The organism is Burkholderia sp. AU30198, from assembly GCF_020419825.1.
Classification (GTDB): domain Bacteria; phylum Pseudomonadota; class Gammaproteobacteria; order Burkholderiales; family Burkholderiaceae; genus Burkholderia.
This window is the reverse complement of record NZ_JAIZSA010000004.1, coordinates 422997-442340: the sequence shown is the minus strand read 5'-3', so window position 1 is coordinate 442340 and position 19344 is coordinate 422997. Positions and strand designations below refer to the sequence as shown.

Below are 19344 nucleotides of genomic sequence, written 5' to 3'. Positions count from 1 at the left end.
CAGGCAGGCAGGCAGGCAGGCGCTGACGCGATCGCGTCAGACGTGAAGGACGCGAACGCCCACGAACGTCACGAGCCAGTGTGCGGCGACGGCGCATGCAAGGTACGCGACGATCACGTGGGGCGGGCGACGCCGTGAAAACAGATTGGCTCCGAGCACCGCAAACAGGATGGGCGGGCCGAACAGATACGCGAACAGGTCGACGGTGGAGTGCATGGTTACTGCGCACGCATCTACACCGCCACCGCAAGTACCGGGCGGCGGTATGCACAACCGATCGAACGCAATACACAGGCGGCTGTCGATCGTGGCCCACGCGATCACGCTGATGACGCCCGCTATCGCAAATCCGATCGTTCCCAAGACACGTCGCATCGTTTGAATTCCCCAAGGTTCATGTTCCCGTCGTCCCCGGTCGGGCCGGCACAGTATGGGTCGAGCGCGGCGACATTGCGTTTTGCATGCGTGCAACGCGCGGTATATTTTGCGACGAGACGTCCCGATCAAGACAACCAGCGGAAGGAGTGACCACCGATGCCTGAAACCCGGGCCACGCTGCGTGCCGCGACAGCGCAAGATGCCAGCCACATCGCTCGCCTGCACACATTGAGCTGGCAAACCGCGTACAGCCACATCCTGCCGGCGGCCTACCTGTCCGACGAGGTGCCGACGGAACACGCGATCCGGTGGCGGCAATATCTCGATCGCAATGAAAAAGAGTGGGGCCTCGTGCTGATCGCCGAGGCCGGCGGCGAGCCCGTCGGTTTCGTCAGTGCCGAGCGCCCCGTCGATCCGGCGCTTGGCGTGCTGCTCGACTGCCTGCACGTCCATCCTTCGCATCACGGAAGCGGCACGGGCAAGCGCATGATCGAAGCGGTTCGCGCGTGGGCCCGCACGCTCGGCGTCGACAAGGTCCACCTGACGGTGCTGGAGGGCAACGAACGGGCGATCGGTTTCTATGAGCACAACGGCTGGCAACTCGCGGGTATCGAAACGAGCCGCATCGGCCAGACGGAGGTCACCGACCGGATCTACGCGATACAGGCGTAGCGGCCTGGCGACATTCGAGCGAACGGTCGCATGACGTTCGGCCATCGCCGGGCGAAGGCCGAACGTACTCCTACGCTACTCGCTGCAGTAACGCACGAGCAAATCGGCTTCCGTCTCATGCACCTCGACGGGCAGGGTCGTTGCGCCCGCATAGGCGAGATAGCGCGCGCGATGCTGGCCGTTGCGGAACGACGCCACGCCGACTTTCGACAGGCCGGGGATGCCGAGCAGCGTGCGCGTTCTCGTCTCGCGAAACGTGATGTACGGCATGTCGGGAATCCTGTCCTGGTCCGGATCGAGGAATTCGCGAATGCCCGCGGCCTTTCCGGGGGCCCAGTACAGCACTGACGGCAACACGTAGTCCGTCGTGTCTCGGTCGGCGCATGTCAGCAGTTTCTTCAGGTCGATCGTCACGACCCGGTGTCGCGTATCGTCGGACGAGAATACCCGCTTGAGGTGCGTATAGGCATAGGGGGCGTGCCCGGGAAGCTGGATAATCCAGACTTCTACGCCATTCTGTTGTGCGTGGGCGAGTGCCATTGCCATTACTTCCTCTGGTGCTGCAAACGGTCGTCTTTGTTGGAGTTTAGCAGCGCGATTGCTGCAGCGAAGCAGGGCAATACCCGGAACAGGAAAGCGGAGTGACCCGCAGCAGAACCTGAACCGCGAATGAAAGCGCAGAGAGGAAGGGGGTAAATCGAATGGGGTCATGTGCCGGCGATCGATATCGACAGGTCACGGGAATGTCGCGATACTGCCAGCAGGAATGACGCGCCGCGCGAATTTCATTCGGGATTCGCACGATGTCGCGAAACCCGGCATGCACGAGTCATCATAAGCAAAGAGAGGGCAGATTGACCGGAGAAAACCATGCCGTCGAAACTTGAGATCGAGTATCTCGATTACTGTTTCACCGCAACGCTCGAAATCCGGGAGTCCGGTCGGACAGGCGTTGTCGATTGGCATCTCGAATCCGCTTCGCGAAGCAAGACACTTGCGTGGAGCGTGTTCGACCGCTTTCTCGAGCGGCATGATTTCGCCGATGAAGAGGAGGCGCGTGCCAATATCGTCGACTGGCTGGAGCGGCTGGCCGATCCGAGATCCGGCGCGTCGGTCGAAATAGCGAAGGCGAACGCGGTTGCCGCGGGGGCGGTGGCGGCGGGTACATCGGTCTCATCGACCGAGTCGACCGCCGAAATCGTCGGTGAAACCGTCATTGACGTCGCCTGCGATCTCGACTGGATCGAGCGGGTTGCGGAATGGCTTTTCAGCTTACTGTCACGACGACGAAACCCGGTTGTCATGACGCAAGTTTTTGTGTTCGCGAAACCCGGTTTCGAAAAATCGGTAGAGAAAAATGAAGTCTGAATCGTGCCGCTCGAAAAAATAGAATGATCCTGCTTTGACAACCCCCGCGACTTACCGGAAACTGGGCCCGGGCCTGAATTCATTCGCTTGAATTAAAACAAAATAAAATTCCGGACATGAAAAGAAGAACGCTACTGACGGCGGGCGCGATCATTGTCGCTGCCCGCCTGACAGGCTGCACTGCCATGCTGTTCGAAGACGGCAGGTATGAAGAGACAGTCGACCGATTCCTCGTCAGCGAGGACGGCAAGAAATTCGTCGTGCTCGGCAAGAAATATCACTACATCTTCGATATGCCCGAGCATCTCGGCGCCGTGCTGGCATCGCCTTACCGCAAATCGATCAATGCGGCGCTCTATGGGTTCGTCGCGCAGGGCAGCAAGATCTCGGGCAAGTTCTCGCTCCAGCTCAGTCGCACCAATATGGCCGACGACGACTGGAACCGCGCGCTGGAGGACGGCTTCACGAAACGCGGAAGCGATGGTCTGGAAATGGGAGGTGCGCTGGAAGGGTCGCGCTATCTGGCCGATGGATTTGCGCAAGGCAAGACGTGGTCGTCGTTTGCGCATTCGTACAAGATCCAGGTCACCGATCGCATCACGACGGCAGGCAAGGCCGTGCGCTTGCTCGTGACACCCGTCACGCTCGCGGCCGACGGAGTGATGATGGTCGGGGCAGTGGTGCTGTCGCCCGTCATCGTGGTGATGCTCGCGCCGGTCGCGGGCGTTGCACTCGGACCGTGACGCGATCCGCGCGGCACGCGAGCGTACCGGTTGCCGCGGCCTTGTCACCAAAGGGTGAGTTGGCGCACAGATCGTTGCGCGGCCCGCGCTCACAATTTGGCCGGTTGACCGTTCTTCCCCGGCCCGGTCAACCGTTTCCCCGCTCGCTCGCGCAGGAGCGGGGGCTTTTTGCCCGTCCGACGCCGGAAGGCTGCGTCGGCGGAACCGGACAGGCGTTCGGCGGGCGGCGTAATCGCATCGGTTGCGCGCCCCGGCATCCGATCGCCTGATCCGTACGAATCGCTTTCCTCGTGCCTGAGCGAACCCTCAGGCCCATCGCCGGTTTCGGCCGGTGATGCCTTGGTCCCGGCGGCGCGCAACCTTGCCGCCGGGATGTTTTTTGCGCCGGATGCGTTGCATCACGTCGCGCGCAGCGGGCATGTCATCCCGCTCAACCCGCCTGTTCGACACTGGTTTCCCAGCCGTCGTATTCCCCTCCGAACGTACGTACCTCGCGATTGATCGCGACCGTATGGCGCGTGATGTCGGCCAGTGCCATGGTGCCTTCGTGCGAAAACCGGACGGCCGACTTGCCGTCTTCGGTGGGCGCAACCGATTCGACCGGATAGCCTTTCGCTTCCGCCCAGTCTGCGAACTGATGCGCGTCGCTCGGGTCGGGGAAATACGCCCAGTGCATCACGCGCCGGCTTACGTCGCTGGCATCGCCTTTCTTCCGCAATTCATCCAGCACGCGCATGTCGCGCATGATCTGCCAGTCGTCGTCGGTCGGGTAGAGCGTTTGCCAGTAGGCTTCCTTGTCCGGATCGCCCTGGTGCGCGTACTGAAGTGCGTAGGTCGTCTGATCGGCCAGCGCGTCGACGATTTCCGCCGCTGCCTCGTCGTCGAACGGCACGTAGAAGAGGAAATCCCGATGGCCGTCGACGGTGATGCGGCCAACCTGCACGCCACCTTTCGCGGTGATCGTGGCGTCCAGGAGATCCTCGATCGTCGTGAGCGCGGCGAATTCGTCGCCGGTCGGCAGGCCTTCCGGCGTCGGATGCGCAAAGGGGACGCGCAAGCTGAGCAGCGACGTGCGCGGATCGCCTTCCGCGATTTCCGCAAAGCTGTGGTTGAAGCTGATGAAAGCCTGATGGTCGCCCATTCTGGCAGGGAAGGTTCCCCAGGCGTCGGTCATGTGTTTCTCCCGTGCACGATTGTCTGTTGACGGTTGCAAAGCGTCCCAATGTATCATCGAAAATCGCGTTGGCCGGAGAAGCGCACATGATCGCGAGTCTGGGCATCCTGGTGCCGGTCGAAGACGATCGCTTTCGGGCGGTGGTGGATTTCTATCGTGTGGCGCTTGCGCTGCCGGTGCATTCCGATGGCGTGTCGGCGGCGGGGAATCCGTGGCATCGCTTCGTTGTGGACGGGGCGACGCTGACCGTTCACACGGGCAGCGGTGGCGCGTTTCCGTATCCGGAGTTTCGGCCAACCGGCCATGGCATTGCGCTGGCCATCGAAGTGGCGCATGTCTCGGAAGCCGTCGCGCGGCTCGAGTCGTGCCGCGTCCGTATCCTGAACGAGTGGGACTACGGCGACGGCACGGTCGCGATTTCCGTGGCGGATCCGGCAGGCAACGTCTGCGAGATCTGGGGCTGTCCGTGACCCGCATCGGTATGGCGGGCCGAAAAAAATTCGAAGGAGATGCCGATGTCGATGTTTGCGGTGAATGGTGTGCGAATCGATCCGCTCAGCGCGCGCGTGACGCACGTGCGCTGGGCGGCCGTGAATCCGGCCGACCGGTCGTGGGCGGCGACGCCGAGCGAGGCGCCGGTGGCGGACGTGGCGCGGGCGCTCGCGTCCGGCAACGATGTCCGCGCAATCTTCTCGGCATCGGATGCCACCGCGATCGGGCCCAGGCTCAAACGCGTGCAGTATCGCGATGCATCGGAAGGCATCGAGCTCGACATCGATGCAACGAGCGAGTCGCGCACGTTGCGCGATCTGCCGCAAATCTGACCGGCGCGGCACGCGCAGGCGATAGCGGGTGCCGCCGCATGGCAGGCGGCACCTGGCCGAACGGCCGCTCGCATGACGTCGATCGTGAGGAGTAGTATTGAACGATCGTCATGCTGCATTGTCGGATTTGCCGAACGGCTTGACGGGCCACGCAATCTTCAGCGAGCCCGTTACCGGAAGCGAATATCGCTCACGCGTACCAGACCATGTCCAGACCGCTTGTCGCCCCGTTGGCATCCGCACTTTGTCTGGCGCTGTCGGCTTGCCAGACCGCGTCCGAGCCGCCTCTGCTGCCGTCACCCGACACCGCGTCGACAGCCGCAGCCGTTCCGGCATCGTCGCCGGCCGCACCGATCCGCGGTATCGGCCTCGCGCCTCATCTGGCAGGGCAGAGTCATTGGGCCACCGGTCAATGCACGAGCAACGGCACCGTCAAGGTGTGCAACTGAACATGACCGATGCCGCCGGAGCGCTGCCCGTTCCGCACGGACGCAAGCGTGTTGCCGTGCGTCGATACGTATCGCCCTCGATCGCGACCACGGCGTGGCGACAAGCCGCCCGTCTCGGCGTGTCGATAGGGTGTCCGATCTCGATGTCCCGGTTGCCGTCGATGTGAGCGATCGGGTGATGAACGACGAACGCGAAACCGCCGATTCCGGCTGGCACGTCGATCCCGTCGCGGGAACGGTCGCAGGCCAGTTGCCGGTGACGCTGGCGGTCGACAGCCGGAGCCTGAAAAGAAGGGCGATCGCGTGCGCGCTGCTGGCCGCGGCGGGCCTGTGCGGCTATGCGGCCGCGCCGGCGCTCTGGCCGGTGGCGGCGCTGGCCGGGTTGCTGGCACTGGCGGGGGCTGCCTTCTTCGTGTCGTCGCGGCGCAGGATGGCGCTGCAGGTCGACGAGACGGGCTTCAGGCTGATCGGGGCCGTACGCGAACAACCCGTCACGCCATGGCGCGACGTCACCGAATTCCGGATCATCAGCGTCGCCGGGAATCGTTACATCGGCTACCAGTTCTCGCCGCATTCGTCGCGCACCAGGGTGCCGGGTGGCGTGATGCTGCCGATCGCCCGGTTTGCCGATCTTCCGCTCGATGCCGTGGCCGGATTGCTGGAGGCGTGCCGCCGGCAGTTCGGCGTGCCGGACAACGAGGTCGACCGAACGGGCCGATGACGCCCGATACGGGGAGCCCGCACGCGCCGATACCCGAGCAAACAAAAAATGTCGGGCGCCATGTCGATTTCCACGGGGTTCGTCCGTCGTAGCATCGGAGGCGTGCGCATCGCGCGTCCGTCCCGATTCCGATACGACAACCGACCGAAGGAGCGATACCCATGTCCACGTCCGTCAAACCGATCCCGGAAGGGATGCGCACGCTGACGCCGCACCTGATCTGCGCCGGTGCAGCAGCAGCCATCGATTTCTACAAGCGTGCGTTCAATGCGAGCGAACAGTTTCGCCTGACGATGCCCGACGGCCGGCTCGCGCACGCGTGCCTCGTGATCGGCGATTCGACACTGATGCTGGTGGATGAAATGCCCGATCACGGCGCGCTCGGGCCGAAGGCCCTGAAAGGCACGCCGGTCTGCCTGCACCTGTACGTGCCGGACACCGATGCGGCGATCGCGAAGGCGGTCGCGGCCGGCGCAACGGTCACGATTCCCGCTGCCGACATGTTCTGGGGCGATCGCTACGGACAGGTCGAGGATCCGTTCGGGCATCGCTGGTCGCTCGCGACGCACCAGCGCGACCTGACGCCCGAGCAGATCGCCGAGGCGATGGCCAGCGCGCCGCCGTGCGGAAGCTGACGCAGCCACACAGCCGCGGTTGAACGGCCGGGCGGCGGCATGCGCCGGCGCTCGGCCCGAATCGATGCAGATGCGCCGAGAAGCGGGCGCCGTGAGCCCGCGTTTTACCCCGATGCGCAATGCGATGCACGGTGCCTCAAGGTGAGCGGCGCAGTGCCGTAAACAGGGCGAGACCAATCGTTCATCGCTTCCCATCGCACCATGGTTCGAATTCTGTACGCGGGCTATCTCGCGTTTGCGCTGTATCTCCTTTATCCGATGGTTCAGAACACGCTGGCATTCGGCGTCGTATGTGCGGGCAGCGCGCTGGCGGGCGGCGCCAGCGGCTTGTCGACGACTTCGGCAAGCGGTGTGAGCGGACAGGCGAATCGCTGTGCGCCGACGACGCAAGCCGGCGTTGCAACGGGGCGGACGCCCGAAATTCACTGAGCGCGGCAGCGTCGCGCCGGACGTGCGAGATGCGACGCGGCGTGCTGGCCATTCGGCTGAATTGAACTTCGCGCCGTGCTCGCCGATTATCTGAAACACGGTCGAGCGAATGCGGCAGGGCGCCGCGCGGCGCGCGTCAGTAGCTGGAGCGGTACGGCGTGCCCTGGTCGAAGCGGCTTTGCCAGTGCGTGAGATAGCGCGACGCGAGTTGCGGGTTGTTCCACACCACGACGACGTTCTCGGAATTGCGGCTGGCCGCCGACGCACTGTAGTTGAACGAGCCCGTTTCGACGTGCTCGGCGTCGATCACGAGGTACTTGTCGTGATGGATCGCGTAGGCATCGATCGTGCGCGTCGGGATTCCTGCGTTGACGAGCAGGTTCAACGCCTGCTTGCTGCTCTTTGCGCGGTTGCCCTTGTCGTCGACGACCACCGCGACATTCACGCCGCGTCGCTTGGCGGCGAGCAAGGCGCGCGTGACGGGCGGCGACGTGAACGAATACGCGGCGACGCGGATCGAGCTGCGCGCGGCGCCGATCGCTTTCAGCACGAGCGCTTCCGCACCGCCGTCGGGCGAAAACGCCGATTCGACGACCTGTGTCGCGGGGGCTTCGTGGGTAGGGGCCGGCAGCCATCGCGACACGAAGTCGATCGCCTGCTGGAGCAGCGATTCACTTTGCGTCTTGCCGAAGGCGGCGAGCGGTGTGGCGAGCAGGGAAGCGGCGAGGCAGGCAGCGGCGAGGCGATTGCGCGACAACATCTTGGACAGCGAACAATTTCGAGACAGCGGGCCGTGAGTGTAACGCAGACGGGGCGGCCCGGTCACGTGCGGATGACGCGGGATGGCTCGTCGCGATGGCCTGTGATGGCAGAGGTGGTGACGCAAAGTTGCGTTGTGCGGGATCTGTGTGCGCGATCGGGTTGATCGGCGCATGGACGCGATAGCAGCGTGTGAATGCGCGTGCGGTGGCGGCGGGATAGCGGCGTGCAAGCCATGCGCGCATGCAGCCGAGCGGGCTCGATGCGGCCCACGACAGCGGTGCGAACGCAACGAACGATCCGTGTGCGTCACGCGGTCACGGACTCATGCGGGTGCGATGTGTCAATCCTCGGCCGCGGGCGCTCCGGCTGCCTCGGTCGCGATCCACCCGGGGCCACGCTCCGGCTGCACGTCGCGTGCGTCGAGCGGCTCACCGCACGCCGAGCATACGGTGACCGCATGCATCAGATGGCCGCAAGTGCGGTGGCGCAACTGCACCGGCGGCCCCTTGCCGTCGTCTTTCCAGCGGTCGCCCCACGCCGTCAGCGCGAGCAGGGTCGGGTAGAGGTCGAGGCCCTTGTCCGTCAACCGGTATTCGAAACGCGGCGGGCGCTCCTGATATGCGCGCTTGACCAGCACGCCCTCGTCGACGAGCCGCGCGAGCCGCTCGGCCAGCACGTGGCGCGTGAGGCCAAGCTGGGTCTGGAACGCGTCGAAACGGCGGCAGCCGAGGAACGCGTTGCGCAGGATCAGCATGGTCCAGCGGTCGCCGAGTACGGCGAGCGTACGTGCGACCGAACAGTTCAGCGTGCCGATGTCATCCCATTTCATCGTCGAGTCTCTTGCATCCCTTGCGGCGGTTCAGCGAAATAGCGGGTTCGATTATAGAACCCGTCTTCGGTTGCAACGGGCCCGGCCGCGTTGACAACGGCCGCCATCGTTGTCAATAATGAGTTCCAATTTAGAACTTACTCGCGCGGCGACGCGCTTTCAACCCGGAGACAACCCGATGAACCCGCTTCCCCTGTCTGGTCTCGATCTGCTGCGCGCCGCGGTATCGGGAGACGCGCCGCTCGCGTCGATTTCCGAAACGATCCCGATGCGTCCGCTCGATGTCGAGCTCGGTTATGTGAAGTTTTCGGCGCGGGCGGACGGCCGGCACCTGAATCCGCTCGGCGGCGTGCACGGCGGGTTCGCCGCGACGGTGCTCGATTCGGTCACGGGATGCGCGGTGCATTCGATGCTCGATGCGGGTGTCGGCTACGGCACGGTCGACCTGCACGTGAAGATGCTGCGGCCCGTGCCGCGTGATGTCGATCTGGTGGCGGAAGGGCGCGTGATTCACCTGTCGCGTTCGCTGGGCGTTGCCGAGGGCACGCTGAAGACGGCGGACGACAAGATCGTCGCGCATGCGTCGGCGACCTGCTTCATCCAGCGGCCGCAGTAACGGCGGGCGGCAGCGCCATCGTCCGGATCGGCGCGTGAAGCTTCGCGCCGGCGCCGCAGGCCGCCTGTAAGCGTACGCGGCGCCTGTCTGAAGCGGCCGCTTCAATGTGATAGCGTTCCTGCTTTCCACCGACGCGACAGGACCAGCATGGAATACCGCACACTTGGCGATTCGGGCATCGAGGTCAGCCTGATCGGCCTCGGCACGATGACGTGGGGCGAGCAGAATTCGGAGCGCGATGCGCACGAGCAGATCGACTACGCGATCGGGCAGGGCGTGACGCTGATCGATGCCGCGGAGATGTATCCGGTGCCGCCGAAGCCCGACACGCAGGGGCGCACCGAGCAGTACATCGGCACCTGGCTCGCGCAGCATCGCGCGCAGCGCGAGCGCATCGTGCTCGCGACGAAAATCGCGGGGCCGGCGCGGCAGCCGCACAATCCGCGCCATATTCGCGGCGAAGGCAACCAGTTCGACCGCAAGAACCTGACCGAGGCGCTCGACGGCAGCCTCAAGCGCCTGCAGACCGACTACGTCGATCTCTACCAGCTGCACTGGCCCGATCGCAGCACGACGACGTTCGGCCGTCCCGCGTATCCGTGGGTCGACGACGCCTATACGGTGCCGATCGAGGAAACCCTCGGCGTGCTCGCGGAATTCGTGAAGGCCGGCAAAGTGCGCGCGATTGGCGTGTCGAACGAAACGCCGTGGGGCGTCGGGCAGTTCCTGCGCGCGGCCGAGAAGCTCGGGCTGCCGCGCATCGCGAGCATCCAGAATCCGTACAGCCTGCTGAACCGCACGTTAGAGAACGGGCTGTCGGAATTCACGCATCGCGATGGTGTCGGCCTGCTCGCGTATTCGCCGCTCGCGTTCGGCTGGCTGTCCGGCAAGTACGAGAACGGCGCGCGCCCGGCCGGCGCACGCATCACGTTGTTCGAACGCTTCCAGCGCTACAGCAAGCCGCAGGCCGTCGAGGCGACGTCGCGCTATGTCGCGCTCGCGCGGCGTCACGGGCTGTCGCCCGCACAGCTCGCGCTGGCGTTCGTCAACAGCCGGCCGTTCACGCGCAGCAACCTGATCGGTGCGACGTCGCTCGAGCAGTTGAAGGAGAACATCGGCAGCATCGACGTGAAGCTGTCCGACGAGATCCTGGCCGAGATCGACGCGCTGCACGAACTGCAGCCAAACCCGGCGCCGTAAATGGCGCACGGCCCGCGCGGCAGCGACGCCGCGGCGGGCCGCACCGGCGGCGCATCGCTGCGCCGTCGTTTCTTGCGTTATCGCATCTTGAGCCGCGTGCGCGCGACGAACAACGCGGCGAGGCTCAGCACTGCGCAGCCCATCAGATAAAGCGCGGGCGACAGCCGGTTGCCTGTCGCGCTGATCAGCCAGGTGATGACGAACGGCGCGAAGCCGCCGAACAGCGTGACACCCGTGTTGTAGCTGACCGCGAGCCCCGTTGCGCGCGTCTGCGACGGGAACAGCTCGGCCATCAGCGCCGGCAGCGCGCCGCAGTACATCGCCTTCAGTGCGCCGATCCAGACCAGCGCGGCGAGCATCGTCGCGAACGACGCGTGACGCGTGAGCCACGCGAACGTCGGGTACACGGTGACGAGCATCAGGGCCGCCGCGACCGCCATCATGCGGATCCGCCCGGTGCGATCGGACAGGTGGCCGACGATCGGCGTGACGAGCGTGAGCACGAAGCCGGTCGCGAGCGTCGCCGCGAAACCCGTCGATGCGGGCAGCCCGAGCTGCTTGATCGCGTAAGTCGGCATGTACAGGATCATGTAGTTGATCGCGGTCGAGATCACCAGCGCGCCGATCGACAGCAGCACCCGCACCTTTTGTTCCGCGAACAGCTCGCGCACCGGCGCTTCGGAGCGTGCCTGCGTCTTGAACTCGACGCCTTCGTCGACGTAACGGCGGATGTACAGCCCGACCGGGCCGATCGCGAGCCCGAACAGGAACGGCACGCGCCAGCCCCAGCTTTCGAGTTGCGCGGGCGTTAGCGTGGATGTCAGCAGCGCGCCGAAGCCCGATGCGAGCAGCGTCGCGAGGCCCTGGCTCGCAAACTGCCAGCTCGACATGAAACCACGCCGCTGGGGCGCGTGCTCGACGAGGAACGCGGTCGAGCTCGCGAATTCGCCGCCCGCGGAAAAGCCCTGCATCAACCGCGACAGCATGATCCCGAGTGGCGCGAGTATGCCGATCGATGCGTAGGTCGGCATCAGCGCGATCAGTAGCGTGCCGGCCATCATCATCGCGATCGACAGCAGCAGCGACGCCTTGCGGCCAGCTCGATCGGCATATGCGCCGAGCACGAAGCCGCCGATCGGCCGGATCAGGTAGGACAGCCCGAACGTGCCGAGCGTGAGCATCAGCGATGTCGCTTCGCTCGTCGCGGGGAAGAACAGCTTGGCGATCGTCACCGCGAAGAAGCCGTAGACGATCAGGTCGAACCATTCGAGCGCGTTGCCGATCGACGCCGCGAAGATGATGCGCCGAATCTTCGCGGCGCTGGGGCGGGCGGCTTCGTGCGAGGTCAGGGTGGTCGTATTCATCGTGTATGCAGGTCCCGTGAAAGGGGCGAAGCGCGTTACAGGGCTGCGCCGGCCGCGGCGGGCGCCGCGCGGCGAACGGTCGGCGCGTCGTCGCCGAGATCCCAGAAGAGGCCGGCCATCATCTGCAGCCCCTCGCTGACGACGCTCGCGAGCAGATGCTCGTCGGGCGCGTGCTGCGAGCACGCCGGGTACGAGTGCGGCACCCACAGCGTCGGCAGCCCGAGCGTGTCGGCAAACACTTCGTTCGGCAGCGTGCCGCCAAGATTCGGCAGGATCGCGGGCTTCTTGCCGGTGGTGCGCGCGAGCGACGCGACGGCCCAGCGCACCCACGGATCGTCCGGCGGCACGCGCGTGGCCGGTGCGCCGCGTTCGACGTCGATCTCGATGTCGGCGAAGCCGTGCGCATCGAGGTGCGTGCGCAGATGCGCATGCAGCGCTTCCCAGTCGGTGCCGACGACGAAGCGCAACTGGCAGTGCGCATATGCGGCGGGCGGGATCGCATTGACGGGGTGCTCGGGGTTGCCGGCCTTGAACGCGAGGATCTCGAACGTGTTCCAGCCGAACACGCGCTCGGCCGCGGTGAGGCCGGGCTCGCCCCAGTCGGCGTCGAGCGCCGGATCGCCGGGGCCGCCGCCAACGGCGAGATCGGCGAGCGCATCGCGCACGGCGGCCGGGATCGGCGGCGGACGCAGCCCCGCGACGCGTATCGCACCGCGCGCGTCGACGAGGCTCGCGAGCGCATGGGTGAGCACGATCGCCGGATTGCGCAGCAGCCCGCCCCAGTTGCCGGAGTGATGCGCGCCGTCACGGGCCCGCAGGCTCAGCTTGAAATTGACCGAGCCGCGCGAGCCGAGGAAGACCGTGGGGCGCGCGGCGGCGATGCGCGGGCCGTCGGACGCGATCAGCACGTCGGCCGCGAGCACGTCGCGCTCCTGGCGGCACACCGCGTCGAGGCCCGGCGAACCCGTTTCCTCGCCCATCTCGATCAGCAGCTTCGCGTTGAAGCCGAGCCGGCCGCCGCGCGCGTCGAGCACGCTCGCCAGCGCGGCCAGGTTGATGGTGTGCTGGCCCTTGTTGTCGGCGCTGCCGCGGCCGTACCAGCGGTCGCCGTCGGCCGTCAGCGTCCACGGCGACAGCGGCGCGCGCCACTGCGCGTCGTAGCCGCGCACGACGTCGCCGTGGCCGTAGATCAGCACGGTCGGCAGCGCGTCGTCTTCGTGGCGCGAGGCGAGCAGGAACGGGCCGCCGCCGTCGACCGGATTGTCGACGATCCGCGACGTGAAGCCGAGGCGCGCGGCCTCGGGGGCGATCTCGTCGGTCAGGTAGGCGCGCAGTGCGGCTTCATTGCCGCTTTCCTGGCTCTCGGTGCGCAGGCCGACGCGGCGGCTCAGGGTCGTGAAGAACGCACCGGATTCGAACTGGTTCAGCGCGTGCTGGATGGCGGCGGTACGGCTCAAGTCGTGTCTCCTCTGTCGGGTTTGCTGCACGCGGCGGATCGGGCATGCAGCGTGAAGTGCGATCGATTCTAGAAAGCCGTTTTATTTGTCACAATGATCGAATTTCGAACCTTTCTTTGCCGAAAAGGCAAAGCAGTGCGGCCGGCGGCCGGGCGGAGACAGAACGATGGCGGCTTTCCTGCATGGCCTGGCGTTGCGGTATTTCGTCGAAGTGGCGCGCACCGGCTCGATCAGCGACGCGTCCGCGCGGCTGCACGTGGCCGTATCGGCGATCAGCCGCCAGATCGCGAAACTCGAGAGCGAGCTCGGTGCGCCGCTGTTCGAGCGCCGGCCACGCGGGATGGCACTGTCGGAGGCCGGCGAGCGGCTGCTGGCGTTCGCACAGCGCAGCCTGCTGGAGGCCGAGCACGTGATGAAGGACATTGGCGGGCTCGATGCGTTGCACGGCAGCCTGCTGAAGATCGCGTGCTCGGAAGGGTTCGCGATCGATTTCCTGCCCGGCACGCTCGCCAGCTTCAAGGCGCGCCATCCGGGCGTCGATTTCTCCGTGTGGGTGGTGTCGCCGGCGGACGCGACGCGGCGCGTGCGCGACGGCGACGTGGACATCGCATTGAGCTTCAGCCTCGCGCCGGAGAAGGGCGTGCGCGTCGAGCATACCGAGCGCGCGCCGATCTTCGCGCTTGTGCGGCACGACCATCCGCTCGCGACGCGTGACGCGGTGTCGCTCGCCGATGTCGCGCGTCACCCGCACGTGCTGCCCGAGGCCGGCACGACGGTACGGCAGCTGATCGACATCGCGTGCGCGCTCGACGGGTTGCTGCTCGAGCCCGAACTGACGAGCAACAACACGGCGGCGATGTACGGCTACGCGCGGCGCACGGGCGCGGTGATGTTCACCGGGCTGCTGTCGGTGCGCGACCGCTGCACCGCGGACGGCTTTGTCGTCGTGCCCGTGACGAACCCGCAGCTGCGCGAGCGCAGCATCCAGGTGCAGACGATGGCGGGGCGCGATCTGCCTGCGTCGGTACGGGCGTTCCGCGACCATCTGATCGACGCGATGCAGGCCGCATCGGCGCCGCCGACTGCCGCGCGCGGCCCGAGACGCCGGCCCGTGAGATAATCGTCAATCCGCCTTCCGTGTCCATGCGGCTCATCGAGCCGTATCGCCCCTGTTCGACGCCAAATTGAAGAACCTGATTGTCACCCTCGATCGCGCCGGCGAGTTCGACGAGATCATCGACGTGCGCACGCCACTCGAGTTCGCCGAGGATCATATCCCCGGCGCATTGAACGCGCCCGTGCTCAGCAACGAGGAGCGCGTGCTCGTGGGTACGATGTACCGCCAGGTATCGCCGTACGAGGCGACGCGCGTCGGCGCGGCGATGGTCGCGCGCAACATCGCGCGCCATCTCGACACGACGTTCGCCGACCGGCCGCGCAACTGGCGGCCGCTGATCTACTGCTGGCGCGGCGGCAAGCGCTCGGGTTCGATGACGACCTGGTTCAACCTGATCGGCTGGAAGGCGCGCCAACTCGACGGCGGCTACAAGGCATACCGCCAGTCGGTGTGCGCGACGCTCGCCTCGCTGCCGACACGTTTTCGCTACATCGCGCTCGTCGGCCATACAGGCTGCGGCAAGACGCGCCTGCTGAACGCACTGCGCGACGTGGGCGCGCAGACGCTCGATCTCGAGGCGCTCGCGTGCCATCGCGGCTCGCTGCTCGGCGCGCTGCCGGGCAAGCCGCAGCCGGCGCAGAAAGGGTTCGATTCGGGGCTCGTCGAAACGCTTGGACGTTTCGACCCCGAATGGCCGGTGTTCGTCGAATCGGAAAGCCGCCGAATCGGGCTCGTGCAGTTGCCGATCGCACTGATCGAAGCGTTTCACGCAGGGCCGTGGGTGCAGGTCGAAGCGGCGCACGACGAGCGCATCGCGTTCCTCCTCGAAGATTACGCGCACCTGTTCGCCGAACCGGACGCGTTCAAGGCGCAGCTCCATCGGCTGATCGAACTGCACAGCCGCGAACAGGTCACGCACTGGAAGGCGCTGATCGATGCGGACGCGCGGGCCGAACTGTTCACCGAGCTGATCGACAAGCATTACGATCCCGCCTATGCGCGCACCTATCGCTCAACGTACAACAAGCCGAACCGGGCGCTGACGTTCACGTTCCGGCCCAACGCGGCCGACGTGCGCGATCAGGCGCGTGCGCTGCTGGCCGAACTCGCGCAAGCCGGGCTGCCCGCATCGCCTGCGCTTGCCGCAAGCGCGGGCGCTGTAATCGACCAAAACCAATCGACGACCACACGATGACGACCACACGCACCCAACCCAGTCCGGCCCTCGGCTGGATGACCTTCCTGCTGATCGCGGTCGCGGGGCTGTTCTATGTGAAATGGTTTCCGTACTACAACAAGGCGTTCGTTGCCGCCGAGCATCATTCGATCGGCCAGTCGATCCTGATGGGCACGTCGGCGGCCGCGCCCGAGCCGTCGCTGAAGGCCGCGCTCGACTACGCGTGGGCGTACGGCAAGGCGATCTGGCAGGCGATGGTGCTCGGCCTGCTGCTCGGTTCGGCCGTGCAGGCGCTGCTGCCTGCACACTGGGTCGCGCGCATGCTCGGCCGCACCGGCTTCGGCAGCGTCGCCGCGGGCGGCCTGCTGTCGCTGCCCGGCATGATGTGCACGTGCTGCGCGGCGCCGGTCGTCGCGGGACTGCGTGCGCGCCATGCATCGCCGGGCGGCGCGGTCGCGTTCTGGCTCGGCAACACGGTGCTGAACCCGGCGGCGCTGGTGTTCATGGGCTTCGTGCTCGGCTGGCACTGGAGTGCACTGCGCCTCGTGCTCGGTATCGCGATGGTGTTCGGGATCGGTTATTTGCTGAACCGGATCGCAGGCCCTGAAGATGCCCGCATCGACGATGCACAGATCGCCGCGCTGGCAGCCGAGCAGGCGGCGGCAGGCAATCCGTTCGTCCGCTGGATGAAGCTGCTTGCGCGCATGGCCGTGCGACTCGTGCCCGAATACATCGTGCTCGTGCTGCTGCTCGGCGCCGCGCGCGCATGGCTGTTCCCGCATATCGGCCCGGACATCGGCAATCATCTCGGCTGGATCGTCGCCTTCGCGGTGGCAGGCATGCTGTTCGTGATCCCGACGGCCGGCGAGGTGCCGATCATCCAGGCGATGCTGTCGCTCGGCATGGGCGTCGGCCCGGCCGCCGCGCTGCTGATGACGCTGCCGCCGATCAGCGTGCCGTCGCTCGCGATGCTCGCGCGTTCGTTCAAGCCTTACATGCTGGCCATCGTTGCGATCCTCGTCGTCGTATTCGGGATCGCGAGCGGCCTGCTCGCGGTCGCGCTCGGGTTCTGACGCACGCAAGCGGTGCGCCAGCCGGGCGCAATCGTCGTATTCATCCGGCGCCGCCGTTTCACGCGTGCGGCGCCATTTACAAGAAGCAAACAGGAAAACGCATGACCCAACCGAAGATTCATCCTCGACTCGAAAAGGCGCTGACGCGCGGCGATCTCGCGATCCGCCAGGCCAATTCCGCGCGGGCGACTGCCGTGCTCAACGCACTCGGCACGATGATCATCGAGGCTTCCGCAACGATCGGCGTCGACGCCAGCATCGACATTCCGCAGGGCGACCGCATTTACGATCCGGTCAACGGGCTGTGGCCGCAGAAGATGCTGGTGTCGTTCGACGGCCCGGTGGACGAAGCCGACGCGGACGAATTGCGCTCGGTCTATCTGGTCGCCGACGATCCGGGCACGCAGTTCCGCGTCGAATGGCATCGCGCGGACGGCAAGCTCGGCCGCCAGGAAGGTGGCCCGCTCGCGACCGTCGCGTTCCTGACCGACGTCGAGATCCCGTGGAGCGACGACGACGAGTGACGTCGTCGCATGAAGCCGGTGCGCGATGCGCCGGCCGTCAGCGCATCATCCGCCGCCGGAACAGCCACGCGGACAGCAGGAATCCGCCGACCGCGTAGCCGGCGAGCACCGCGACATGCAGTGCGACGTCGGTCGCCGGCCGGCCGAGCATCGCGGGCCGGATCAGCTCGACCGCGTTCGCGAGCGGCAGCGCCTGCGCCGCGTGCTGCGCGATCGGCGGCAACTGCGTGGTCGGGAAGAACACGCCCGACAGCAGCAGCATCGGCGTCAGCACGAGCGTCTGATAAAACATGAAGAAATCGTAGGACGGCGCGAGCGCCGTGACGATCATCGCGATGCTTGCAAACGCGAGGCCCGCGAGCGCGATCACGGGCAGCGCCGCGAGCATCGACGGAAACTGCGCATAGCCGAGCGCCCCCGCGACGAGCATGATCGCGGCCCCCGACAGCATCGCCTTGCTGGCTCCCCAGACGATCTCGCCGAGCACGATGTCGCCGAGCGCGAGCGGCGTATGCATGATCGCTTCCCACGTGCGCTGCACGTGCATTCGCGAGAAGCCCGAATACATCGACTCGAAGCTCGCGGACATCATCACGCTCGATCCGACCGTGCCGGCCGCGAGGAACGCGATATACGACACGCCGTCGACATGGCCGAGCATCAGGCCGAGCCCGAACCCCAACCCGAACAGATAGATCATCGGATCGGCAAGATTGCCGAACATCGACGCGAGCGCAAGCTTGCGCCAGACGAGATAGTTGCGCCGCCAGACGGCGATCCAGTTGGTCGCGTTGGCGGGCATCGCGATCGCGAAGCGTGACACGCGCGGCGGTGCCGACGGTGCGGCGGCGGAATAGTTGCGGACGTCCATGATCGATCAGTCCTGCATTTCGCGGCCCGTGAGCCGCAGGAACACATCTTCAAGATTGGCCGGGCGATGCAGATAGCGCAACCCCGTGCGACCCTTGAGTCGCGCACTGAGCGGTTCCGGGTCGCTCACGTAGCAGAACAGCGTCTCGCCGCTGATCTCGGTGTGCTTCGCGAACGCCGCCAGCTCGTCGCGCAGCGTGGCCGGATCGGGCCCGTAGATCTCGATCACGTCGCAGCCGATCTCCGATTCGATCAGCGCGTGCGGCGCGCCTTCGGCGATCTTGCGGCCTTCCTCGATCACGCACAGGCGGTCGCACAGGCGTTCGGCTTCTTCCATGAAGTGGGTGGTGATCAGGATCGTCTTGCCGCGTGCGAGCAGCGAGCGCAGGCGTTCCCACATGAGGTGACGCGCCTGCGGGTCGAGGCCCGTCGTCGGCTCGTCGAGCACCAGTACATCGGGATCGTTGACGAGCGCGCGGGCGAGCGTCAGGCGGCGCTTCATGCCGCCCGACAGCTCGCCGACCTTCGCATCGGCCTTGTTCTCGAGCTTCGCAAATTCGAGCAGCGGCTTCACGAGCGCGCGCGCAGCCTGCGCCGACATGCCGAAATAGCGGCTGAACACGAGCAGATTCTCGCGCACGGTGAAGTCGGGGTCGAGATTGTCGAACTGCGGGACGACCCCGACGCGCTGGCGCGCATGTCGCGCACGCGATGGAACCGGTTCGCCGCAAAGCGAAATGGTGCCTGCATCGGGATGTGTGAGGCCGAGCAGCATTTTCAGCGTGGTGGTCTTGCCGGCGCCGTTCGGCCCGAGCAGGCCGTAGCATTCGCCGGCCTGTACGGTGAAGGACAGGCCGTTGACGACGAGCTTGTCGCCATAGCGCTTTTCGACGCTCCGGAAATCGATCGGTGCAACGGACATGGGCATGTTGTCGTTGTAAGCGGGCGCGGCAGCGTTCCGC

24 protein-coding genes are annotated in these 19344 nt (G+C 66.1%); 15 read left to right on the top strand and 9 right to left on the bottom strand.

The window, feature by feature from the left end; all coding sequences use genetic code 11:
* Positions 1-36: 36 nt before the first annotated feature.
* Positions 37-375 (bottom strand): hypothetical protein, encoded by a 339-nt coding sequence (locus LGN19_RS12985; RefSeq protein ID WP_122945276.1) that lies wholly within the window; start codon positions 373-375, stop codon positions 37-39.
* Positions 376-534: 159 nt separating this feature from the next.
* On the opposite strand from LGN19_RS12985, the gene LGN19_RS12980 reads away from it, so the two are divergent.
* Complete coding sequence (locus tag LGN19_RS12980; protein WP_226215060.1) at positions 535-1050, top strand: GNAT family N-acetyltransferase; 516 nt, start codon at positions 535-537, stop codon at positions 1048-1050.
* A gap of 75 nt (positions 1051-1125) precedes the next feature.
* On the opposite strand, the gene LGN19_RS12975 is transcribed toward LGN19_RS12980, so the two are convergent.
* The gene (locus tag LGN19_RS12975; protein ID WP_043182697.1) at positions 1126-1590 is read right to left on the bottom strand and encodes a plasmid fertility inhibition factor family protein; all 465 of its coding nucleotides are present in this window, start codon (positions 1588-1590) and stop codon (positions 1126-1128) included.
* 330 nt (positions 1591-1920) lie between these two features.
* On the opposite strand from LGN19_RS12975, the gene LGN19_RS12970 reads away from it, so the two are divergent.
* The gene (locus LGN19_RS12970; RefSeq protein WP_226215058.1) at positions 1921-2418 is read left to right on the top strand and encodes a hypothetical protein; all 498 of its coding nucleotides are present in this window, start codon (positions 1921-1923) and stop codon (positions 2416-2418) included.
* A 185-nt stretch (positions 2419-2603) separates the two neighbouring features.
* On the top strand, positions 2604-3161 hold the full coding sequence (locus LGN19_RS12965; RefSeq protein WP_226215057.1) for a hypothetical protein: 558 nt from the start codon (positions 2604-2606) through the stop codon (positions 3159-3161).
* Positions 3162-3591: 430 nt separating this feature from the next.
* Here LGN19_RS12965 and LGN19_RS12960 read toward each other — a convergent pair whose 3' ends face one another.
* Positions 3592-4335, bottom strand: coding sequence for a DUF695 domain-containing protein (locus LGN19_RS12960; protein ID WP_226215056.1), 744 nt, complete (start codon positions 4333-4335; stop codon positions 3592-3594).
* Positions 4336-4421: 86 nt separating this feature from the next.
* Between LGN19_RS12960 and LGN19_RS12955 the strand changes: the two genes are divergently transcribed.
* From LGN19_RS12955 to LGN19_RS12935, 6 genes are all read left to right on the top strand, one after another.
* Positions 4422-4805: a VOC family protein gene (locus LGN19_RS12955; RefSeq protein ID WP_226215055.1), complete on the top strand. Its 384-nt coding sequence runs from the start codon at positions 4422-4424 to the stop codon at positions 4803-4805.
* 45 nt (positions 4806-4850) lie between these two features.
* Positions 4851-5159 carry a phosphatidylserine/phosphatidylglycerophosphate/cardiolipin synthase gene (locus LGN19_RS12950; RefSeq protein WP_226215054.1) on the top strand — a complete coding sequence of 103 codons (309 nt, stop codon included), beginning with the start codon at positions 4851-4853 and terminating at the stop codon, positions 5157-5159.
* A 206-nt stretch (positions 5160-5365) separates the two neighbouring features.
* Positions 5366-5608 (top strand): hypothetical protein, encoded by a 243-nt coding sequence (locus LGN19_RS39785; RefSeq protein WP_122945282.1) that lies wholly within the window; start codon positions 5366-5368, stop codon positions 5606-5608.
* A gap of 178 nt (positions 5609-5786) precedes the next feature.
* Positions 5787-6329: an aspartyl-tRNA synthetase gene (locus LGN19_RS12945; protein WP_226215053.1), complete on the top strand. Its 543-nt coding sequence runs from the start codon at positions 5787-5789 to the stop codon at positions 6327-6329.
* A gap of 161 nt (positions 6330-6490) precedes the next feature.
* Complete coding sequence (locus tag LGN19_RS12940; RefSeq protein ID WP_043182707.1) at positions 6491-6964, top strand: VOC family protein; 474 nt, start codon at positions 6491-6493, stop codon at positions 6962-6964.
* A gap of 201 nt (positions 6965-7165) precedes the next feature.
* Positions 7166-7393 carry a hypothetical protein gene (locus LGN19_RS12935; RefSeq protein ID WP_122945285.1) on the top strand — a complete coding sequence of 76 codons (228 nt, stop codon included), beginning with the start codon at positions 7166-7168 and terminating at the stop codon, positions 7391-7393.
* A gap of 136 nt (positions 7394-7529) precedes the next feature.
* Here the strand turns inward: LGN19_RS12935 and LGN19_RS12930 are convergent, their stop codons facing one another.
* Together LGN19_RS12930 and LGN19_RS12925 are read right to left on the bottom strand one after the other, a co-directional pair.
* Positions 7530-8153 (bottom strand): phospholipase D family protein, encoded by a 624-nt coding sequence (locus LGN19_RS12930; RefSeq protein ID WP_319000647.1) that lies wholly within the window; start codon positions 8151-8153, stop codon positions 7530-7532.
* A gap of 342 nt (positions 8154-8495) precedes the next feature.
* Positions 8496-8984, bottom strand: a complete 489-nt coding sequence (locus LGN19_RS12925; RefSeq protein ID WP_226215050.1) for a winged helix-turn-helix transcriptional regulator — start codon at positions 8982-8984, stop codon at positions 8496-8498.
* Between the two features lie 178 nt (positions 8985-9162).
* Here LGN19_RS12925 and LGN19_RS12920 point away from each other — a divergent pair, with 178 nt between their 5' ends.
* The gene (locus tag LGN19_RS12920) at positions 9163-9600 is read left to right on the top strand and encodes a PaaI family thioesterase (RefSeq protein ID WP_226215048.1); all 438 of its coding nucleotides are present in this window, start codon (positions 9163-9165) and stop codon (positions 9598-9600) included.
* Between the two features lie 147 nt (positions 9601-9747).
* Positions 9748-10800, top strand: a complete 1053-nt coding sequence (locus LGN19_RS12915) for an NADP(H)-dependent aldo-keto reductase (protein ID WP_226215046.1) — start codon at positions 9748-9750, stop codon at positions 10798-10800.
* Between the two features lie 77 nt (positions 10801-10877).
* Here the strand turns inward: LGN19_RS12915 and LGN19_RS12910 are convergent, their stop codons facing one another.
* Both LGN19_RS12910 and LGN19_RS12905 read right to left on the bottom strand, forming a co-directional pair.
* Positions 10878-12164 carry an MFS transporter gene (locus tag LGN19_RS12910; protein ID WP_226215040.1) on the bottom strand — a complete coding sequence of 429 codons (1287 nt, stop codon included), beginning with the start codon at positions 12162-12164 and terminating at the stop codon, positions 10878-10880.
* 35 nt (positions 12165-12199) lie between these two features.
* Positions 12200-13621: a M20 family metallopeptidase gene (locus tag LGN19_RS12905; protein ID WP_226215038.1), complete on the bottom strand. Its 1422-nt coding sequence runs from the start codon at positions 13619-13621 to the stop codon at positions 12200-12202.
* Positions 13622-13787: 166 nt separating this feature from the next.
* On the opposite strand from LGN19_RS12905, the gene LGN19_RS12900 reads away from it, so the two are divergent.
* The 4 genes from LGN19_RS12900 (at position 13788) to LGN19_RS12885 (ending at position 17512) form a co-directional block, all read left to right on the top strand.
* Positions 13788-14741, top strand: coding sequence for a LysR family transcriptional regulator (locus LGN19_RS12900; protein ID WP_122945291.1), 954 nt, complete (start codon positions 13788-13790; stop codon positions 14739-14741).
* Positions 14742-14805: 64 nt separating this feature from the next.
* Positions 14806-15933, top strand: coding sequence for a tRNA 2-selenouridine(34) synthase MnmH (gene mnmH, locus LGN19_RS12895; protein ID WP_226215036.1), 1128 nt, complete (start codon positions 14806-14808; stop codon positions 15931-15933).
* A complete protein-coding gene (locus LGN19_RS12890; protein WP_226215034.1) occupies positions 15930-16988 on the top strand; it encodes a permease in 1059 nt (352 codons plus the stop codon). Before mnmH ends, LGN19_RS12890 begins: the two co-directional genes overlap by 4 nt.
* Before the next feature lie 101 nt (positions 16989-17089).
* Entirely contained in the window at positions 17090-17512 is a 423-nt protein-coding gene (locus tag LGN19_RS12885) for a hypothetical protein (RefSeq protein ID WP_164462574.1), read from the top strand.
* Between the two features lie 37 nt (positions 17513-17549).
* Here LGN19_RS12885 and LGN19_RS12880 read toward each other — a convergent pair whose 3' ends face one another.
* Positions 17550-18383, bottom strand: a complete 834-nt coding sequence (locus LGN19_RS12880; RefSeq protein ID WP_174950847.1) for an ABC transporter permease — start codon at positions 18381-18383, stop codon at positions 17550-17552.
* Positions 18384-18389: 6 nt separating this feature from the next.
* On the bottom strand, positions 18390-19304 hold the full coding sequence (gene nodI, locus LGN19_RS12875) for a nodulation factor ABC transporter ATP-binding protein NodI (RefSeq protein ID WP_226215032.1): 915 nt from the start codon (positions 19302-19304) through the stop codon (positions 18390-18392).
* Positions 19305-19344: the final 40 nt, after the last annotated feature.